This window comes from Actinomadura sp. NPDC048032 (assembly GCF_040653175.1).
GTDB classification, from domain to species: Bacteria; Actinomycetota; Actinomycetes; order Streptosporangiales; family Streptosporangiaceae; genus Spirillospora; species Spirillospora verrucosospora.
The window spans coordinates 1-15,741 of sequence record NZ_JBEZJP010000159.1; the positions used below are offsets into that span (position 1 = coordinate 1).

A 15,741-nucleotide genomic window follows, 5' to 3' on the forward strand; every position below is an offset into this window, starting at 1 on the left:
GGCCGAGGAGGTCGTCGACTACCTCGTCGGCGTCCTCGGAATGACGGGCGTCGAGGCCTACCGGCTCGCCAGCCTCGTGGTCGACTTCAAGGTCGCCGAGGCGGTGAACGTCAACAAGGTCGTCATCGCCGAGATCCACAAGGACCGGCTGCGCCCGCTGGTGGGCGGGGCCGACGTCCCCATCGTGGGTCGCGGACACCACCGGCCCGCCGGTTCCTCCGTCTCCTGACGGTGCCGCAGGCGGGCCCTGAGATCTGCGGCGTCGCCGCCGTCTGACAGCGGCGACGGCGACGACAAGGGTGAACACCCTGGGGTCCACGGGATCTGAAGCTCCGTGGATCTTCAGCACGAGGCGTCCCGGCAGAAAGGCGGCATCATGCCGCCCGACGCCGGGACGCTTTCTCGTTCCACGAGCACCTGCGAAGACGCGAAAGCGTCGCCGTCCGCGAGAGAGGAACGCGGCCCCCGACCGTTCAACATCGCGACATCGCGCGTTTCCTTGCGGCCCCCTGAGTGCGTGCGGACGATATTCCACGAGTCCAGGACTCGAACTATTCGCAACTCATAGCCGGAAGGAGAGGATCCCCATGGGGGCCTCCGACAACGAAAAGACGCCGACTTTCACTGCTTCGGCAGGGTCCGAGGGACTCTCGGCCGAGAACTTCCTCACGCTGCTTCAGATCTTCATCCAGCAGCACGGGGCCGGCGACCGGCCGGTCGTCCGGGCGCGACTGCGGGCGAGGGACCTGCTCCGGTTCGCCGCGCGTTCCCACGGCATCGACATCGGCGCCGACGAGAACCCCGTGCTTCCGGGGGGCGTCAGGCTCGACTGCAGGGTGCTGACCAAGGACGGACGGCGGCTCGTGAGGATCACCGTGCACGACGCGGTGCCGAAGGAGTTCAGCCCCCGGCAGGTGGTGGCGCAGATCTGGACCGGCTCGGACGGCTGCCAGCACGGCAGCCACCGGACCGACGAGGGCACGGCCTGCTGGGGAGAGGTCCTCCTGGAGGACCCGGCCGGGGGCGAGTCTCCCGCCTGAGCCTCGCCATGACCCTCGTGGCCGGGCTTCGCCACGTGACCGGCTCACGCCCCGACCAGGGCGGGAGCCGGTTCTTCCGGCACTGCCCGGGCCTGACCGCTGACACACCCTCGCCGGCTTCGGTGTGGGTGCGCGGACACCGATGTGGTCGCACTGTCGACGACAGTGCGACCACGGCGACTGGATCGGTGCGCTCAGCCGCAGGCTATCGGGCCGAAGTCATACGAGCCTGCCCAGTCTTCCCAGCCCCAGACATCGATGCAGGTGTTGCGGGCGGACACATAGACCGGTCCCGCGAAGTACCGGTAAGGCCCGTTGACGTCGTAGGAGGTGTCCCCGTAGCGCAGCTCCCGCAGTTTGACGCTGACGTCGGACAGTTTTCCGTAGCTGTAGTTCGTCGTCGACTTCTGCGTGAAGGCGCAGTTCTTGCCGTTGCCGGCGTTGTAGCCGATCTTCACGTATGCGACGGTGCCCCACCCGTCAGCGGTCTTGTTGTAGCCGGAAAGGGCGATGCTTCGCACTTCTTTGTAGCCGCTGCCGCAGACACCCGACACCGAGTAGGCGGCGGCGGCGTTGGCCGGACTCATGAGGGACAGGGTTCCGACAGTGGTGACGGTGAGTGCTGACAATGACAGCACAGTTCGGCGCAGAGCCGTCTTCATAAGTGCCCCCCAGGGGTTTTCCTTGCGCGGATACAGGAGATCGGTCCGCGCACTGGCTTCCGCCATCCGGGGAACGGTACCAAGAATGATCAAGAGAGCGACATCACGGGTCGGCAACGAAAATGGTTGCGCTTAACGGCCGGCCGGACGGTGCTTACCTACTTTGGTGTTGTGCCGTCCTCTCGGGGCCGACCCGATCCTTTGTCGTGGCTTTGAGGTAGATCATGGTCGCGTATTGTGATCGTTTCGCATTGGTCCAACGAAATTCCCGTGCTGCCGGGGGCCAATGCGGACCTGCCGCTCGCCGCCGCCTCGGCGAGGACGGCGGGCGGGGTGTGGTCGAGCAGCAGCACGAAGTGCAAGGCGAACGGCTTCCTGTCCTCGTGCGGGACCCCGTCGGCGTCGAGTTGCAGGTTGGCCTTCCAGGCCGCCTGGCAGAGCACCGAGACGAACAGGCCCAGGAACTCCGCACCGGCCAACCCGTCGGCGTCGTCGACGAGGACGGCGACGTCCCGCTCGCCGTGCCCGGGGCCGTGCCAATCGTGCAGGCAGTCCACGAGCGCGTCCCAGTTGTGGCCGAAGTAACCGAGGAAGGACAATTCCCGGGCGAAGGCGCGGAACAGTGAAGCCGGGTCGAGCAGTTCTCGACCGTCCAGTCGGAAGACGAGCCCGCCCTGTTCTTGGAGCGCCGCCGTTTCGGAGGCCACCCACGAATCGTCACCAGAGGTGAAGACGACCCAGGGCGGCCTGCGCTCGGTGAGGGTCGGGGCGCTCATGCCGAGGATTCTGACACGGCATGGCTCTCACGCTGCTGGATCAGGCGCTCTGGCGTTCGGCCCGCTGCCGCGCCAGCTCCTCGACCGCGCTGGGCAGCGTGGTCTCGAAGTCGATGAGCTTCGCCCAGGTCGGGGTGACGACGATGCGGACCATGCCGTCGTAGAGGGAGCGGACCTCGGCCTCCCACTCGACGCGCTGCTCGGGCGTCATGTCGTAGCTGCCGTTCATCTGGAGGTATTCGTCCGGGATGCCGTCGACGACGTCGAGCTCGGCGCGCCCCCGGATGAGCAGGATCTTCGGCGGGTGCACCTCGGTGTCGATCGTGAGGGCCACCATCGGGTTCTCGCGCAGGTGCGCCAGCTTCGGGGCGTTCCTGCTGGTGCACATGACGATCTCCGAGCCGTTCCAGGTGAAGGCGATCGGCACGTTGCGCGGCGTGCCGTCCTTGGCGACGTAGGCCAGCCGCGTCACATCACGCGCCAGCAGCTCCTGGCTGTACGGCCGGTTGAGGATCTCGGTGATCTCGTGCTGCTCCATGGTCGTCGCTCCTGTCTCGGTGCCGTCGAGCGCCCGTTCTCGGCCGCTCGTGCCCCTGGGACGGAGCCACCCCCACGTTCTCGACATCCCCGACACCGAGATCTCGAACTTTTTATGGCGTGTCGTAGATGGTGATGGAGACGCCGCGGTCGGCGAGCTCGCTGATGACGAGCGGTTCGATGCGGTCCCATCGCCCGCCGGCCAGGCCGCAGCCGATGCGAGGCATATGGACGGTCGCTTCGAGCTCGATGGCGTGTGCGGCCAGCTGGTGGAGGCACTTCCGCACCGCCTCGTAGCGGATCGGCGGCCCGGAACTCCGGCCGGTCTTGACGCCGTGCTGGCCGATCATGTTGGCGACCCAGATGTCGGGCCGGACCTGGACGAGCTGGATCGCGCCCAGCCCGAAGTCGTTGGCGGCGCGGTCGCGGTGCCAGCGCCGGTAGGCGGCTTCGGGCTCCGGCCAGCGTCGGGATATCGCCAGGACGAATCCCTTGCCCCAACCGCCCCGGTTGTTGCAGACGTGCGCGATGACCTTGGGCCCTGCGGCCTGGGGGGAGGTCGCGTCGCCCTGGAGGTAGCGGATCTGCGCCATGATCGTCACGATATCCGCGCACAGTGACGAATCGGCTGGTCAGGGCACCCGCCCGTTCGAGCGCCCTGGCGCACGACCAGTACTGTTCGCGGATGGGATGCTGGACCGCCTATCTCGTCCGCCTGGAAGACGGCTCCCACTGGGAGTTGGACGAGAAGTACGGCCGGTGGCACCTCACGGGGGCCGACGACCGCAGCGGCCTTGTGGAGAGGATCCGGGCCGACGGCAGGAACGTCGACGGCGCCCCGAACATGGCACGGTCCTGCCAGGGCATCGCCCTGGACCTGACCACGCGCCGGTACCGGTTCTACGGCTGCGCGTTGACCATGCCGCCCGCGGGTGCCAGCCACCGCGAGAGCATGGCCCTGCGCCAGGCGGCCACGCCGGGCTGGGAGGACTGGGACGTCGCCTACGCCTGGGGCGGGGACGAGGAACTGCGCCGCCTGCTCTACCCCGGACTCCCGCCCGAACCGGCGAGGGCCGAGGCCGTAGAGGTGAACCCGGCCGCACGCGACTACTGGTTCGTCGACTGGGACCCGGACACCCGCCAGATCACGGTCCGCCACCACGAACTGATCGCAGACGCCCTCGCCGACGCGTCCTGCCTCGTCAGCGTCATCGAAGCCGACGCGGCCCTCACGCACTGGCAACTGTCCAACACGATCGTCCCGCTGCTGGCGCATCACGGGGAGTCTCTTCTGGGCGCCCTGGCCGCCGAGGCGCCTTTCCCCTTGGCCGCCGAGGACGCCGTGACCGACGGCGCGGTCATCGACCTGCGCGCCCGTCGCCTGCGCTATTGGACCACCGCCACCGTCCCGACGGGGCTCGTCGCGCGTGTGGGGGAGACCTGGCCGGGCTGGAAAGTCGAACGGCTGGCCTGGGGACACCGCGGACACCTCGCCGCCATCGGACGGCACCCCGACGGCCTGAGCATGACAGACGCCGAACTGCGCGAAGCCCACTGGGACGACGAGCTGATCACCATCAGGAACCGCGCCACGCCCCCCACCGAGCCAAACCGCCTGCACGCACCGAGAGTGCACGTAGTCGACCACTAGTGAAACCGATGCTCAAACGAGGACCGGGCAGCGTGGTCACCGATCCTCCAGATATCGGGGACGTTGGCCACGTCGCTGGGGGAGATCTTCCTGCCGGACTACACCGCTCGCCTGGACGCGGCCCGGGAGCGACTCAAGGACTCCCTCGGCGACCTCGGGCGTCCACCAGCGGACGCCTAGGAGCCCCACGTCCCGGTCAGTAGGTCGCGAAGGTGATGCTGATCGCACCGGGTGGGCTCTGAGGGGCGGCGAAACGGCGACCCATCAGGATTCGAAGCGGATGCCGCGAGTGGCGGCGGACGTTCCAGCTGCCAGTTACCGGCGGTGAACCCGTCCAGGAGCACGATGCCGGGCAGCGGACGGCGCGTGGCGTGGTTCTGCGCGCGGAAGGCGTCGGTGATGACGCGGCTGCCCGCACAGCTGGATGTGAACGGGCCCCGCGCAAAGCGTGGGGCCCAGGAGATCACCCTAAGTGGTCCATGCGCCTGCCAGGCGGCGGTCACTATGGGCAGCTGCCTTGCTAGCAGCCCGACTCCTCCGGGTTCAGCGGGTTCGCCGGGTTGAGCGGGTTCAGCGGGTTCAGCGGATTCGCTGGGTTGGCCGGATTGGCCGGGTTCAGCGGGCCCGCGGGATTAGCCGGACGTGCCGGTGCCGGATTGGCCGGACGCGGCGGGGCCGGGGGCCTCGGCGCCGACAGCACCAGCGAGGCGCCGGTGACGCCGCGGTTGTCAGCCACCCGGGCGGCGGTGTCCTCGCACGAGCGGTCGTCGTCGTCGCAGCCGGTGAGTAGGACACCGGCCACCAGCGCTCCCAGCGCCATAAAGGCGGCACGCGTCTTCATGTTCTCTCCTTTTCGAGCCAGGCCCCCACCGAGGGAGGGCGTCAGATCAAACCGTCCGCGAAAAGAAGATTTGGCCGCTCCCCTGATCGCTTCGGCTGCCGTCCGGGTGTTCCGCCCTGCCTGGGTACCGTCGTCCGCGCAGTAGCCCAGCCACTGCTCTGCAGGGCTTGTCCAGGGGGTTGGTGAGGCCGAGGGCACGCTCTGGGCGTGGCGTACGGGCCCGGTGGCGTGCTGGAGGTGTTGCTGCTGTTCGTGGTGGGCGACACTCCGCCTGCGCACAGCGACGAAGCACGAGGACCTCAAGTTAGGCATTCACACAGGCGCCGGCCGTCACCACGCCCGTGTCGTGAGGGCTCCGCTGGAGCTGAGAGGTCAAGCGGCTGCGGTCAGGGGAGGTGCCAGAAGGAGCCGGTCAGGCCGCAGCCCTCCAGGAGCGCCTGGTTGTGCTCGCGGCTGTGCGGCTGGAAATCGGGGTCGAGGCGGTCGCCGTACCAGGGCCCGGCCAGCCGCCAGACGGTCGTGGCATCCGCGATGTAGCCGTTGCCGGGCGCGTTGCCGGCCGTCCACTGCTCGGCGTGGCCGCGGTCGCAGAACATACGGATCATCGTGCAGGTGGCGACCACGTCGTCCCACCACTGCTCGGCGGGCCGCGGAAAGCGGACGGCGAGCTCGGCGGGCGGCGGGGTCCCCAGGCTGGACTCGAAGGAGATGCGGGATCCGCACTGCGGGCAGGCGGTGTCGATCCGGACGTCCAGGCACAGGGCGGCGCTGATGCCGAAGGAGTCCCAAGCGCACCCGCCCCACCACCGGCGGTCGTCGTGCCCGTCCACCGGGGTCACCACGAATGCCATCGGAGCCGCCGTGAACGGATGCGCCATCCGCACCGCGTCCCCCTCCGGCGTCAGCACCAGCGCATGCGCGTCCGCCAGATCACCCAGAATTCCCTGGACCGCCTCCGCCGTGCTTCCCGTCCTGCGGGCGAGCTCACCCACCGAGGGCGCTCGCCCCTCCGCCGCGAACGTCCCATAAACGAGATCGCGCACCGCCCACGCATCCGGAGTCACCACAGGCCACACCAGTCCTTCTGATCTTGGTCGATTCGAAGGATCACGCGATGGCCGTCTCACGTCACGATGCCACGCCCTCTGACCAGGTCAAAGTCATACACCACCTCCGTGGACGCAACCGCGAGCGGTGTAGTCCGGAAGGAAGATCTCCCCCAGCGACGTGGCCAACGTCCCCGATATCTGGAGGATCGGCGACCACACTGCCCGGTCCTCGTTCACCAGCGCGTCGAACTCGTCGTTGGTCTCCATGCGGTCGAGCCAGTCGGAGAGCACCAACGCCTGATCGCGCGTAAGCCTTCGCGGAGCTGGGGAGTTCTTCCGCCCTACTCTGACCCGTGTGACACCGATGCTCACTCGCCGCGCGCTCAACCGCGCCACGCTTGACCGGCAACTGCTGCTGGCCCGTTCGACACTGCCCGTGGTGGAGGCGGTGGAGCATCTGGCGGGTCTCCAGGCGCAGACGCCGCACTCGTGGTACGTGGGCCTGGGCGTACGGCTGGAGGACGTGCGACCGGAGCAGATCGGGCAGCTGCTCCTCGACCGGCAACTCGTGCGCATCGCGTTGATGCGTTCGACGATCCACCTGGTGAGCGTCCGCGACTGCCTGTGGCTGCGCCCGCTGATCCAGCCCGTCCTGGACCGCGACCTGTTCTCCAACCACACCCACGGCGAACCCGTCCAGGGCTTGGACATGGACGAGTTGGTCGCCGCCGCCCGGCCGTTGGTGGAGGAGAAGCCGCGTACGAGCAAGGAACTCGGCGCGCTGCTCGCCGAACACGGCCGGACGGCGGGGTGGGGCGACCGGGCCGCGGCGTCGCTCGCGTACGCGGCCCGCAACAGGATGGCGTTGGTGCAGGTGCCGCCCCGGGGTGTGTGGGGGCGAAGCGGGCCCATCGCGCACACGACCGCCGAGGCGTGGCTGGGCCGATCATTGGCGGCCGACGCGTCCCTTGAGGAGATGGTCCTGCGTTACCTGGCGGCGTTCGGCCCCGCGTCCGTGAAGGACGTGCAGAAGTGGTCAGGGCTGACGCGGTTGCGGGAGGTGGTGAACCGGCTGCGTCCCCGCCTGGCCGTCTTCACCGACGACGACGGGCGTGAACTGTTCGATGTGCCCGACGCTCCCCGGCCCGATCCCGACACTCCCGCGCCGCCGCGTTTTCTGTACGACTTCGACAATCTGCTGCTGTCGCACGCCGACCGCAGCCGCATCGTCACCGACGCCTTCCGCGCGCAGAAGTACGTCACGCGCCGTCCGCTGCCCGGCATCGTGCTCCTGGACGGGTTCACCGCCGGTGACTGGCAGCTGCAACGTGAACGGGACACCGCGACGCTGCTCGTCCGGCCCTACGAGCAGCTCGCGTCGCAAGACAAGGACGCGCTGGCCGAGGAGGGTGAACGGCTCCTGGCCTTCGCCGCCGCCGACGCCACCACTCACGACATCCGCTTCGAATCCTGATGGGTCGCCGTTTCGCCGCCCCTCACAGGCTCGACGGGGCCACCGTGCGAGATGGGCTCTACTTTTCTGTGAAAGCACAGCAGAACCCGCCCGGTGCGATCAGCGTCACCTTCGCGACCTACTGATCGGGACGTGGGATACGAACGTCGCGGGCGGGCGCCGGTGGACGCCCGAGGTCGCCGAGTGCGTCCTTGAGCCGCTCCCGGGCCGCGTCCAGGCGAGCGGTGTAGTCCGGAAGGAAGATCTCCCCCAGCGACGTGGCCAATGTCCCCGAGATCTTGAGGATCGGCGACCACACTGCCCGGTCCTCGTTCACCAGCGCGTCGAACTCGTCGTTGGTCTCCATGCGGTCGAGCCAGTCGGAGAGCACCAACGCCTGATCGGAAGTAAGCCTGATGGTGAAGCCGTCCTCTGACACCTCGGCGACACTACCCGCCGCCCCACGCGAGCGGAGGCATGGATGAGGCGCTGGAACTACCGGGTCCTCTCGGAGGCACTGCATGCCCTGACGGTCCTGACGACCTTCAGCGGCGCCCGGACTTGAGTCGTCTGGTTCAAGATCTGCCCGGTTTATCTGACCGGTTCGACCGGGGGTCGGGAGGGTTAGACGTCCAAGTCACCGCGCTTCACCTGGGTGATGAGCTGGGCAAAGCTCTCGGGGGAGAGGATGAGGTACCCGGTGTCGGGTGCCTTGCTGTCTCTGATGCCGCGTCCTTCCGCGAGAGCGGCCACCTCCACGCAATCGTGACCGCCGACACCACCTGTACCGCTGCGGCTGGATTTCCGCCATTCGATCATCGCGATCTCCGTCTGGTGGGCGCATGGCCCTCGGACGGGCCTCGCCTTGTCGATCCGGTGTCCTCTAGCGGGGGCGAGGGCGAGGCCGGCCGTGTTGTCGGGAGGGTTAGAGGGAAGGGTTCCAGGCGTGGGCTGCCCCGCTATCCCCGGTGCCGCACCCTTCGGCGAGACCGGCGAGGGCCAAAAAGCGTCCGAGCCCTTCATCCCTCGACGACGCCGAGCTTCTCGTTCTGCGAATCAGCTTGTGGATGGCGGGTCGAGACGTTTCCTGAGGGAGTCGAGCGTCATTCTGCCGGTGTCGGTCTCAACCGCCCAGAAGGTCCATCCGCTTTCGGAACGCTTGGTTACGTAGTCCGCCGCGCCCGAAGGGCTGTGGAAGAGGCGTCCGTCGTACTCGATTCGGCCATCAGGCAAGACCGTCGCTTCTGCTGGGTGAGCGCGGCGGGTGGAGATGATTTTCGCCTGTGCTTCGAGTAGGCCAGCGGTTAGGAGGTCGCGCACTGTGCCATGGATCTGTTGCCTGCGTCTCTTGTTGTCCCCGCTTGGCGCCTGCGAGGGCGGGAGAGTTGATTCGGTGTCCGTACTCGGCGAAGTGGTGCCGTAGCCGAGCAAGCGCAGAATGCGCTCCAACGGCATGACGCAGGATTCAAGCCACTGCCGATCGTCTGGCGGCAGTGTTTCGTCGACCGGGCGGCGCATGTTGTGGAGACGGGCGTTTGTGGCGGTGTGTAGCAGGTCGTATAGGCGCCCTTCCATCTGCTCCGGCCCTCCGGGAAAGGTGAAGCTCGGAACCTGGAGTCCAATGCGCATGGCGAGTCCTTCGCGTGCCTCGTGGTGTAAGCCTCTCCTTCCCACTCTGCGACCTGGAGCGCGCTCCAGGTCAAGCGCGCGGACCGGCCGGACGTTGACCTGGAGTGCGCTCCAGCTGCGATCCTGGAATGCGTGAGCTCCTACTCTCCCGCCGAGACCGCCGAGAAGAGCGGTTTCAGCATCGACACGCTGCGTTACTACGAGAAGATCGGGCTGCTGTCCGGGATCGCGCGGAACGCGTCGGGACGGCGCGTGTTCTCCGACGACGACCTGCAGTGGCTCGGGATGCTGCGCTGCCTGCGCGGCACCGGCATGCCGATCGCCGAGATGCTGCGCTACTCCGAGCTGGCCCGCGGCGGCGGCGAGACCGTCCAGGAGCGGCTCGACCTGCTGCAGGAGCACGACCGCCGGGTCGAGGAGCAGATCGCCATCCTGCGCGCGCAGCAGCGGCAGATCAAGGTGAAGATCGGCTTCTACCGGGAGGCGTCGCTGACCTGCGAGGCCGCTCCCGCCCCGGCCTGAGCGAGGACGCGCTCCGCGCGCGCCCACGTCTCGGCCGGCTCGAAGGCGTCCGCCCACCAGGTGTCGGCGCGGATCGTCCCGCGCCGCCGGAACCTGCGCATGACGGCGACGTGCGGCGGCCAGCCGACGAAGCCGCGCAGCGCGGCGTCGCCGGTCCAGACCGAGACGGAGCCGCACCTGTGCCGGCGGAGGTCGGTCCACAGCCACAGGCCGACGGCCCCCTCCAGGCCGGGCCACGACCGGCGCAGCGCCATGCCCGCGTGGAAGGCCCTCGGCAGGTCGAGCGGACGCGCGCAGGTGAAATCGGTGACGCTGACGAGGACCGGGCCCGTCGCCCGGACCGGCCCGCCGCGCCACGCGGTCCTCAGGAGCGCCATGAGGGGTCCCGGCCGAGGAGGGTGAGCAGGCGGTCCCGCGACTCCGCGCCGGCCGGGGAGGGGACGGCCGGGGCGAACGAGTCGCCGGGCCCCCGGCCCTCCTCGGGGACGATGGCGGCCACCTTGAGGGACGCCTCCACGAGGTCGCCGGAAGGCTCCCAGGCCGCGCCGATCGAGGCGGCGACGTCCCAGGCGTGCACGACGAGGTCGACGAAGTGGAAGCTGATCGCCAGCGCCGCGGGGAAGGCGCCGCCGTCGCGGATCTCGGGGAGGACGAGTTCGGCGTCCGGGGCCGTCTCCGCGAAGGCCCTCGTCACGAGGTCGGCGGAGGCCCGCGCCGCGGCGAGGGGGTCGTCGCCGAGGTCGCCGCCGCGCCACGCGGACAGCCGCGCGCCCTCGCCCCGGGCGGCGGCCGCGAAGCCCTCGTCCTGGCTCACCTGGTGGCGCAGCAGGCCGTGCAGCGTCCAGTCGGGGCACGGCGTCGGCAGCCGCAGCGCGTCCGGCTTCACCTGCGCGACGAGGGACAGGTAGAGATCGGCCGCTTTCCGGTCGAGTGGCCGGAAATCGGTGGTGAGGAGTTCGTTGAGCAGGTCCATACCGCCACGCTAGGGACGCGCAGAGGCCCAGGTACAGGTCCAAAATTGCGCATAATGACTGAGCCGATTTAGGCTCGGCGCCGTGGACCTCCACGTGAGCCTGGTGGGGCGCCGCGACCTCGCCGGGCAGATCTACGGCCAGCTGCGCGCCGCGATCCTGGACGGCCGGCTGCGCGCGGGGGAGGCGCTGCCGCCGACGCGCGAGCTGGCCCGGCGCCTGGCGATCTCCCGCAACACGGTCGGCGTCGCCTACGACCGGCTCACGGCCGAGGGGTTCCTGACGAGCCGGGTCGGCGCGGGGACGTTCGTCCGGGAGACCGGGTCCGCCGCGCGGGGCGCGCCCGCCGCCTCGCCGCTGCGCCCGCGCGGCGTGTGGGCCGGGGTGTCCGCCTGGCCGGCGCCGATGCCCGGGATCCGGTGGGACTTCCGCGCCGGGCTGCCCGACGTGCGGCTGTTCCCGTACGAGGCATGGCGGCGGATCATGTCGGGGCTGCTGCGGCCGTCGGCGCTGGCCGATCCCGCCTCGGCGGCCGACCCGGCGGGGCTGCCCGCCCTGCGCGAGGCCGTCGCCCGCCACGTGGGCGTCTCGCGGTCGGTGCGGGCGAGCGGGGCCGACGTCGTCGTCACGTCCGGCGTCCAGCAGGCCCTCGACCTCATCGTCCGCGTCCTGCTGGAACCGGGCGACGTGGTCGCCGTGGAGGACCCGGGGTACCCGCCCGTGCGGATGCTCCTCGCCGCGGCCGGGATGCGGGTGCGCGGCGTGCCGGTCGACGCCGAGGGGCTCCGGGTGGACGCGCTGCCCGGCGACGCGCGGGCCGTCTACGTCACGCCCTCGCACCAGTTCCCCCTCGGCATGCCGATGTCGCTGCCGCGCCGCAGGGCGCTGCTCGACTGGGCGCGGCGGCGGGACGTGGTGATCGTCGAGGACGACTACGACACCGAGTACCGGTACGGCGGGCGGCCCGTCGAGCCGCTGCAGAGCCTCGACGAGGACGGCCGCGTCCTGTACACCGGCACCTTCTCCAAGATCATGCGGCCGGTGCTGCGCCTGGGGTTCCTGGTGGCGCCGCCGTCGCTGCACCACGCGTTCCGCATGGCGCGCTACGTCTCGTCCTGGCATGCCGAACTGCCCGCGCAGGCGGCCCTCGCCCGGTTCATCGACGAGGGCCTGCTCGCCCGCCACATCCGCAGGTCCCGCCGCGAGTACCGGGCGCGGCACGAGCGCGTCGCCGAGCGGGTGGCCGGGCTGCCGGGGGACCGGCTCGACCTCGTCCCGTCCGAGGCGGGGCTGCATCTGAGCGCGGTGTTCCGGGACGGCGCGGACGACGCCGCCGTCGCCGCGAGGGCGCTCACCGCGGGCGTCGGGCTGTTCGCGCTGTCGGAGTTCGCCGTGACCGGGCCGCCCGGCGCGGGCCTGGTCTTCGGGTACGGCGCCGTGACGCCGCCCGAGATCGACGAGGGGATGCGCCGGCTCGCCGGCGTCCTGCGCGGCCGCTCGTGACTAGCGGTGGACGGGCGTGATGCGCCGGCCGTCCGCGCCGAAGAACAGGATCCGGTCCAGGTCGACCGCCAGCGCGACGCGGTCGCCCCGGTCGGGCCGCCCGCCGGGCGCGATGCGGAAGACGAGGTCGGACCGCCGGTGGTGGCCCGCGTGCTCCTCGACCGGCTCCTGCGCCTCGGCCGGCCTGCCGAACAGCGCCAGGACACGATCGCGCAGCCCGGGCCGCTCCGCCGCGGGGGCCTGCGGCCGCTCGGGCCGGCCGACCTCGTTCGCGTCCACCGTGGGGATGCCGGCCTCGGCGTAGGCGAGCCACTCGTGGCCGTGGAACTCCAGCGCGCGGACCTGCCCGGACAGGACGGTCCCGGCCGGGGCGGGCGAGCCCGGGGCGATCGGCATCATCGTGTCGGGGCGGATCCCGACGATCACGGGCCGGCCCTGGTGGCTGATCAGCGCGGACGCCCGCGGGTCGTTCCAGGGCAGCGTGAGCCGCTGCGGTCCGAGGTCGAGCGTCAGCCCCTGGCCCTCGACCGCCCACAGGGTGGCCTGCAGCAGGTTGATCGGAGGGGAGCTGAGGAACGCGGCCACGAACACGGTCGCCGGGTCCTCGTAGATCTGCTCGGGGGTGCCGACGTCCTCCAGGACGCCGTCGCGCAGCACGGCCATCCGGTCGGCCATCGTCATGGCCTCGACCTGGTCGTGCGTGACGTAGACGGTGGTGGTGCGGCTGGAGCGCACCAGCGCGGCGATCTCCACGCGCAGTTCCGCGCGCAGCCCCGCGTCCAGGCTCGACAGCGGCTCGTCCATCAGGAACAGCGACGGTTCGCGGATCAGCGCCCGGCCGATCGCGGCCCGCTGCCGCTGGCCCCCCGACAGCGTGCGCGGCAGCCGGTCGATCATCGTGTTGATGCCGAGCGCGCGCGCCAGCTCCACGACCTTCGCGGACGCCTCGGCGCGGTCGTCCCCGGACACCTCCAGCGGGAACATCATGTTGCCCTTGACCGTGCGGTGCGGGTAGAGCGCGCCCTCCTGGAAGACCATCGCCACGTTCCGTTCGCGCGGCGGCAGGTCGTTGGCGACGGTGCCGTTCAGCCACAGGTCCCCGCCGGTGATCTCCTCCAGCCCGGCGATCATGCGCAGGATGGTCGACTTGCCGCAGCCGGACGGTCCGAGCAGGACGAAGAGCTCCCCGTCGCTGATGCGCAGGCGGACGTCGCGGACCGCCACCTGCCCGCCGGGATACACCTTGTCGACGCCGTCCAGCACAACATCCGTCATCGAGTCCGCCTGGGGGTGGGCAAATCTACGGTGGGCCATCTCATCGCGGCGCGGCCCACGTTGTCCAGAGTGAAACCAGGGTTACCCGCCGTTAATCCGGCCGAGTCCGGCCACCGGATCGTATATTCCCGGCATTGCTGGATGTTCCCGACTTCGACCTGTTCGGCGCCGTGCCGGGGGTCCGGCGGGCCGCCGCCCTGGAGATCGGCGGCCCGCCGTGTCACCTTTGATCACGAAGCCCGTCCGGGGTTCGAAGGAGGAGCTCCCATGCCCGACTCCCCACCCGCCGTCAGCCGCCGTGACTTCCTGCACCGCACCGGCGCGGGCGCCGTCCTGCTCGCGGGCGGCGTGCTCGCGGGCGGCACCGCCGCCGCGGCGCCGGCCGGCAGGTCCGCCCTCGCCGGCCCCGCCCGCGGGCCCGCGCCCGCCGACCTCGACCCGCTGGCCCTGCTGAAGAAGATGCTGTCGTTCGACACCCAGAACTTCGGGGAGGGCGGCGTCACCCGGCCCCACGCCGAGATGCTCAAGGCCGTCTGGGACTCCGCGGGGGTCCCCGCGGAGATCATCCCCACGCCGAAGAAGGACAACGTCCACCTCGTCGCCCGGATCGAGGGCGGCACCGCGGCGCCGCCGCTGCTCCTGCTCGGACATTCCGACGTAGTCCCGGTGGAACGTGACAAATGGTCGGTCGACCCGTTCGCCGGGACCGTCCGCGACGGCGAGGTCTACGGCCGCGGCGCCCTGGACATGAAGGGCGCCAACTCCGCCAACATCAGCGCCCTGCTCCGGCACGTCAAGGAGGGCGCGAGGTTCGACCGCGACATCATCGTCCTCACCGACTGCGACGAGGAGGCCGGGCAGTACGGCTCCCACTGGCTCGCCGAGCACCACTGGGACAAGGTCAACGCCGGCATGGTGCTCACCGAGGGCGGCTGGTTCCTCGCGCAGAAGGACCGGCGGACGCCGATGCTCATCACGGTGACGCGCCAGGACAAGGTCTACTTCAACCTCGACCTCGCCGCCGGCGGCACCGCCACCCACTCCTCCAAGCCCAATCCCGACTCGGCCATCGCCCGGCTCTCCCGCGCCGTCGCCGACCTCGACGCCTGGCTCGCGCCGGTCGCGCTCACCCCCGTGACGCGGGAGTACTTCGGCGCGCTCGCCAAGGCCACCGACGACCGCCCGTTCGAACGGGCGCTGCGGCTGCTGCTGTCCGCGCGGTCCCAGCAGGCCCGCGAGCGGGCGGCCGCGCTCGTCGTCAAGCGCAGCTCCTACCCGTGGCTGCACCAGGCCCTCCTCCGCACGACGCACGCCTTCGTGATCGAGGACGCGGGCTACAAGGAGAACGTCATCCCGTCCAAGGCCACACTGCGCCTCAACTGCCGGGGCGTCCCCGGCGGCCAGCGGCCGCGCGACTTCCTGGCCGCGATCCGGCGGCGCCTCGCCGGCCGCGAGGTGACCGTCACGCTCGCGGGCAACCCGGGGGAGTCGGAGGAGGACGCCCTCAGGAGGCTGGACGAGACCTGGGCCAAGCCGCCGTCCAGCCTGGACTCGCCGCTGTACGAGGCCATCGGCGCCGCGGCCGCCGCGACCTATCCGGACGCGGTCTTCGCGCCCGCCCTCTTCGAGGCCGGGACGAGCCTCGCGCCGTGGACCTCCAAGGGCGTTCCCGGTTACGGCGTCTACCCCTACGTCGTCGACAACGACCAGCTGATCGCGATGCACGGCAACGACGAGCGCATCGCCGTCGAGGCCCTCAAGCAGGGCACGGAGTTCATGTACCGGCTCTTCGGCCGCTTCCGGATGGGCTGATCTACAGGCGCCCCCGGCCC

At 70.4% G+C, this 15,741-nt stretch carries 20 protein-coding genes; 7 read left to right on the forward strand and 13 right to left on the reverse strand.

Translation table 11 applies throughout. The features are described from left to right. The coding region (locus tag AB0C69_RS21250) for a hypothetical protein (protein WP_360355983.1) at nucleotides 1-229 on the forward strand (229 nt) is incomplete at its 5' end. 358 nt (nucleotides 230-587) lie between these two features. Then, nucleotides 588-1,040 carry a hypothetical protein gene (locus AB0C69_RS21255; protein WP_360355985.1) on the forward strand — a complete coding sequence of 151 codons (453 nt, stop codon included), beginning with the start codon at nucleotides 588-590 and terminating at the stop codon, nucleotides 1,038-1,040. A 194-nt stretch (nucleotides 1,041-1,234) separates the two neighbouring features. On the opposite strand, the gene AB0C69_RS21260 is transcribed toward AB0C69_RS21255, so the two are convergent. From AB0C69_RS21260 to AB0C69_RS21275, 4 genes are all read right to left on the reverse strand, one after another. Next, the gene (locus tag AB0C69_RS21260; RefSeq protein ID WP_360355987.1) at nucleotides 1,235-1,768 is read right to left on the reverse strand and encodes a hypothetical protein; all 534 of its coding nucleotides are present in this window, start codon (nucleotides 1,766-1,768) and stop codon (nucleotides 1,235-1,237) included. Nucleotides 1,769-1,860: 92 nt separating this feature from the next. Next, nucleotides 1,861-2,478 (reverse strand): barstar family protein, encoded by a 618-nt coding sequence (locus AB0C69_RS21265; protein WP_360355990.1) that lies wholly within the window; start codon nucleotides 2,476-2,478, stop codon nucleotides 1,861-1,863. 40 nt (nucleotides 2,479-2,518) lie between these two features. After that, a complete protein-coding gene (locus tag AB0C69_RS21270) occupies nucleotides 2,519-3,016 on the reverse strand; it encodes a pyridoxamine 5'-phosphate oxidase family protein (protein ID WP_360355992.1) in 498 nt (165 codons plus the stop codon). A 112-nt stretch (nucleotides 3,017-3,128) separates the two neighbouring features. Further along, the gene (locus tag AB0C69_RS21275) at nucleotides 3,129-3,608 is read right to left on the reverse strand and encodes a macro domain-containing protein (protein WP_360355995.1); all 480 of its coding nucleotides are present in this window, start codon (nucleotides 3,606-3,608) and stop codon (nucleotides 3,129-3,131) included. 92 nt (nucleotides 3,609-3,700) lie between these two features. On the opposite strand from AB0C69_RS21275, the gene AB0C69_RS21280 reads away from it, so the two are divergent. Further along, the gene (locus AB0C69_RS21280; RefSeq protein WP_360355998.1) at nucleotides 3,701-4,666 is read left to right on the forward strand and encodes a hypothetical protein; all 966 of its coding nucleotides are present in this window, start codon (nucleotides 3,701-3,703) and stop codon (nucleotides 4,664-4,666) included. Nucleotides 4,667-5,186: 520 nt separating this feature from the next. Here AB0C69_RS21280 and AB0C69_RS21285 read toward each other — a convergent pair. From AB0C69_RS21285 to AB0C69_RS21295, 3 genes are all read right to left on the reverse strand, one after another. Further along, the gene (locus AB0C69_RS21285; protein WP_360356001.1) at nucleotides 5,187-5,507 is read right to left on the reverse strand and encodes a hypothetical protein; all 321 of its coding nucleotides are present in this window, start codon (nucleotides 5,505-5,507) and stop codon (nucleotides 5,187-5,189) included. A gap of 386 nt (nucleotides 5,508-5,893) precedes the next feature. Continuing rightward, on the reverse strand, nucleotides 5,894-6,574 hold the full coding sequence (locus AB0C69_RS21290) for an alkylmercury lyase family protein (protein WP_360356004.1): 681 nt from the start codon (nucleotides 6,572-6,574) through the stop codon (nucleotides 5,894-5,896). A 93-nt stretch (nucleotides 6,575-6,667) separates the two neighbouring features. Continuing rightward, nucleotides 6,668-6,847, reverse strand: coding sequence for a hypothetical protein (locus AB0C69_RS21295; protein ID WP_360356007.1), 180 nt, complete (start codon nucleotides 6,845-6,847; stop codon nucleotides 6,668-6,670). Nucleotides 6,848-6,920: 73 nt separating this feature from the next. On the opposite strand from AB0C69_RS21295, the gene AB0C69_RS21300 reads away from it, so the two are divergent. After that, a complete protein-coding gene (locus tag AB0C69_RS21300; protein WP_360356032.1) occupies nucleotides 6,921-8,030 on the forward strand; it encodes a winged helix DNA-binding domain-containing protein in 1,110 nt (369 codons plus the stop codon). 118 nt (nucleotides 8,031-8,148) lie between these two features. Here the strand turns inward: AB0C69_RS21300 and AB0C69_RS21305 are convergent, their stop codons facing one another. The 3 genes from AB0C69_RS21305 to AB0C69_RS21315 all read right to left on the reverse strand — a co-directional run bounded on the left by AB0C69_RS21305 (nucleotide 8,149) and on the right by AB0C69_RS21315 (nucleotide 9,638). Then, the gene (locus AB0C69_RS21305; protein WP_360356010.1) at nucleotides 8,149-8,448 is read right to left on the reverse strand and encodes a hypothetical protein; all 300 of its coding nucleotides are present in this window, start codon (nucleotides 8,446-8,448) and stop codon (nucleotides 8,149-8,151) included. A gap of 185 nt (nucleotides 8,449-8,633) precedes the next feature. Continuing rightward, on the reverse strand, nucleotides 8,634-8,828 hold the full coding sequence (locus tag AB0C69_RS21310) for a DUF397 domain-containing protein (protein WP_360356013.1): 195 nt from the start codon (nucleotides 8,826-8,828) through the stop codon (nucleotides 8,634-8,636). Between the two features lie 237 nt (nucleotides 8,829-9,065). Beyond that, entirely contained in the window at nucleotides 9,066-9,638 is a 573-nt protein-coding gene (locus AB0C69_RS21315) for a hypothetical protein (protein ID WP_360356015.1), read from the reverse strand. A 132-nt stretch (nucleotides 9,639-9,770) separates the two neighbouring features. Between AB0C69_RS21315 and AB0C69_RS21320 the strand changes: the two genes are divergently transcribed. After that, on the forward strand, nucleotides 9,771-10,160 hold the full coding sequence (locus AB0C69_RS21320; RefSeq protein ID WP_345174488.1) for a MerR family transcriptional regulator: 390 nt from the start codon (nucleotides 9,771-9,773) through the stop codon (nucleotides 10,158-10,160). On the opposite strand, the gene AB0C69_RS21325 is transcribed toward AB0C69_RS21320, so the two are convergent. Together AB0C69_RS21325 and AB0C69_RS21330 are read right to left on the reverse strand one after the other, a co-directional pair. Next, nucleotides 10,112-10,537 carry a hypothetical protein gene (locus AB0C69_RS21325; RefSeq protein WP_360356018.1) on the reverse strand — a complete coding sequence of 142 codons (426 nt, stop codon included), beginning with the start codon at nucleotides 10,535-10,537 and terminating at the stop codon, nucleotides 10,112-10,114. The two genes, AB0C69_RS21320 and AB0C69_RS21325, sit on opposite strands and share 49 nt — an antisense overlap. Next, nucleotides 10,525-11,133 (reverse strand): TIGR03086 family metal-binding protein, encoded by a 609-nt coding sequence (locus AB0C69_RS21330; RefSeq protein WP_360356021.1) that lies wholly within the window; start codon nucleotides 11,131-11,133, stop codon nucleotides 10,525-10,527. The genes AB0C69_RS21325 and AB0C69_RS21330 overlap by 13 nt, the downstream gene beginning before the upstream one ends. Before the next feature lie 82 nt (nucleotides 11,134-11,215). On the opposite strand from AB0C69_RS21330, the gene AB0C69_RS21335 reads away from it, so the two are divergent. Then, nucleotides 11,216-12,634 (forward strand): PLP-dependent aminotransferase family protein, encoded by a 1,419-nt coding sequence (locus AB0C69_RS21335; RefSeq protein WP_360356023.1) that lies wholly within the window; start codon nucleotides 11,216-11,218, stop codon nucleotides 12,632-12,634. Here AB0C69_RS21335 and AB0C69_RS21340 read toward each other — a convergent pair whose 3' ends face one another. After that, nucleotides 12,635-13,909: an ATP-binding cassette domain-containing protein gene (locus AB0C69_RS21340; RefSeq protein WP_360356026.1), complete on the reverse strand. Its 1,275-nt coding sequence runs from the start codon at nucleotides 13,907-13,909 to the stop codon at nucleotides 12,635-12,637. Between the two features lie 267 nt (nucleotides 13,910-14,176). Here AB0C69_RS21340 and AB0C69_RS21345 point away from each other — a divergent pair, with 267 nt between their 5' ends. Next, the gene (locus AB0C69_RS21345; RefSeq protein WP_360356029.1) at nucleotides 14,177-15,721 is read left to right on the forward strand and encodes a M20/M25/M40 family metallo-hydrolase; all 1,545 of its coding nucleotides are present in this window, start codon (nucleotides 14,177-14,179) and stop codon (nucleotides 15,719-15,721) included. Nucleotides 15,722-15,741 lie beyond the last annotated feature (20 nt).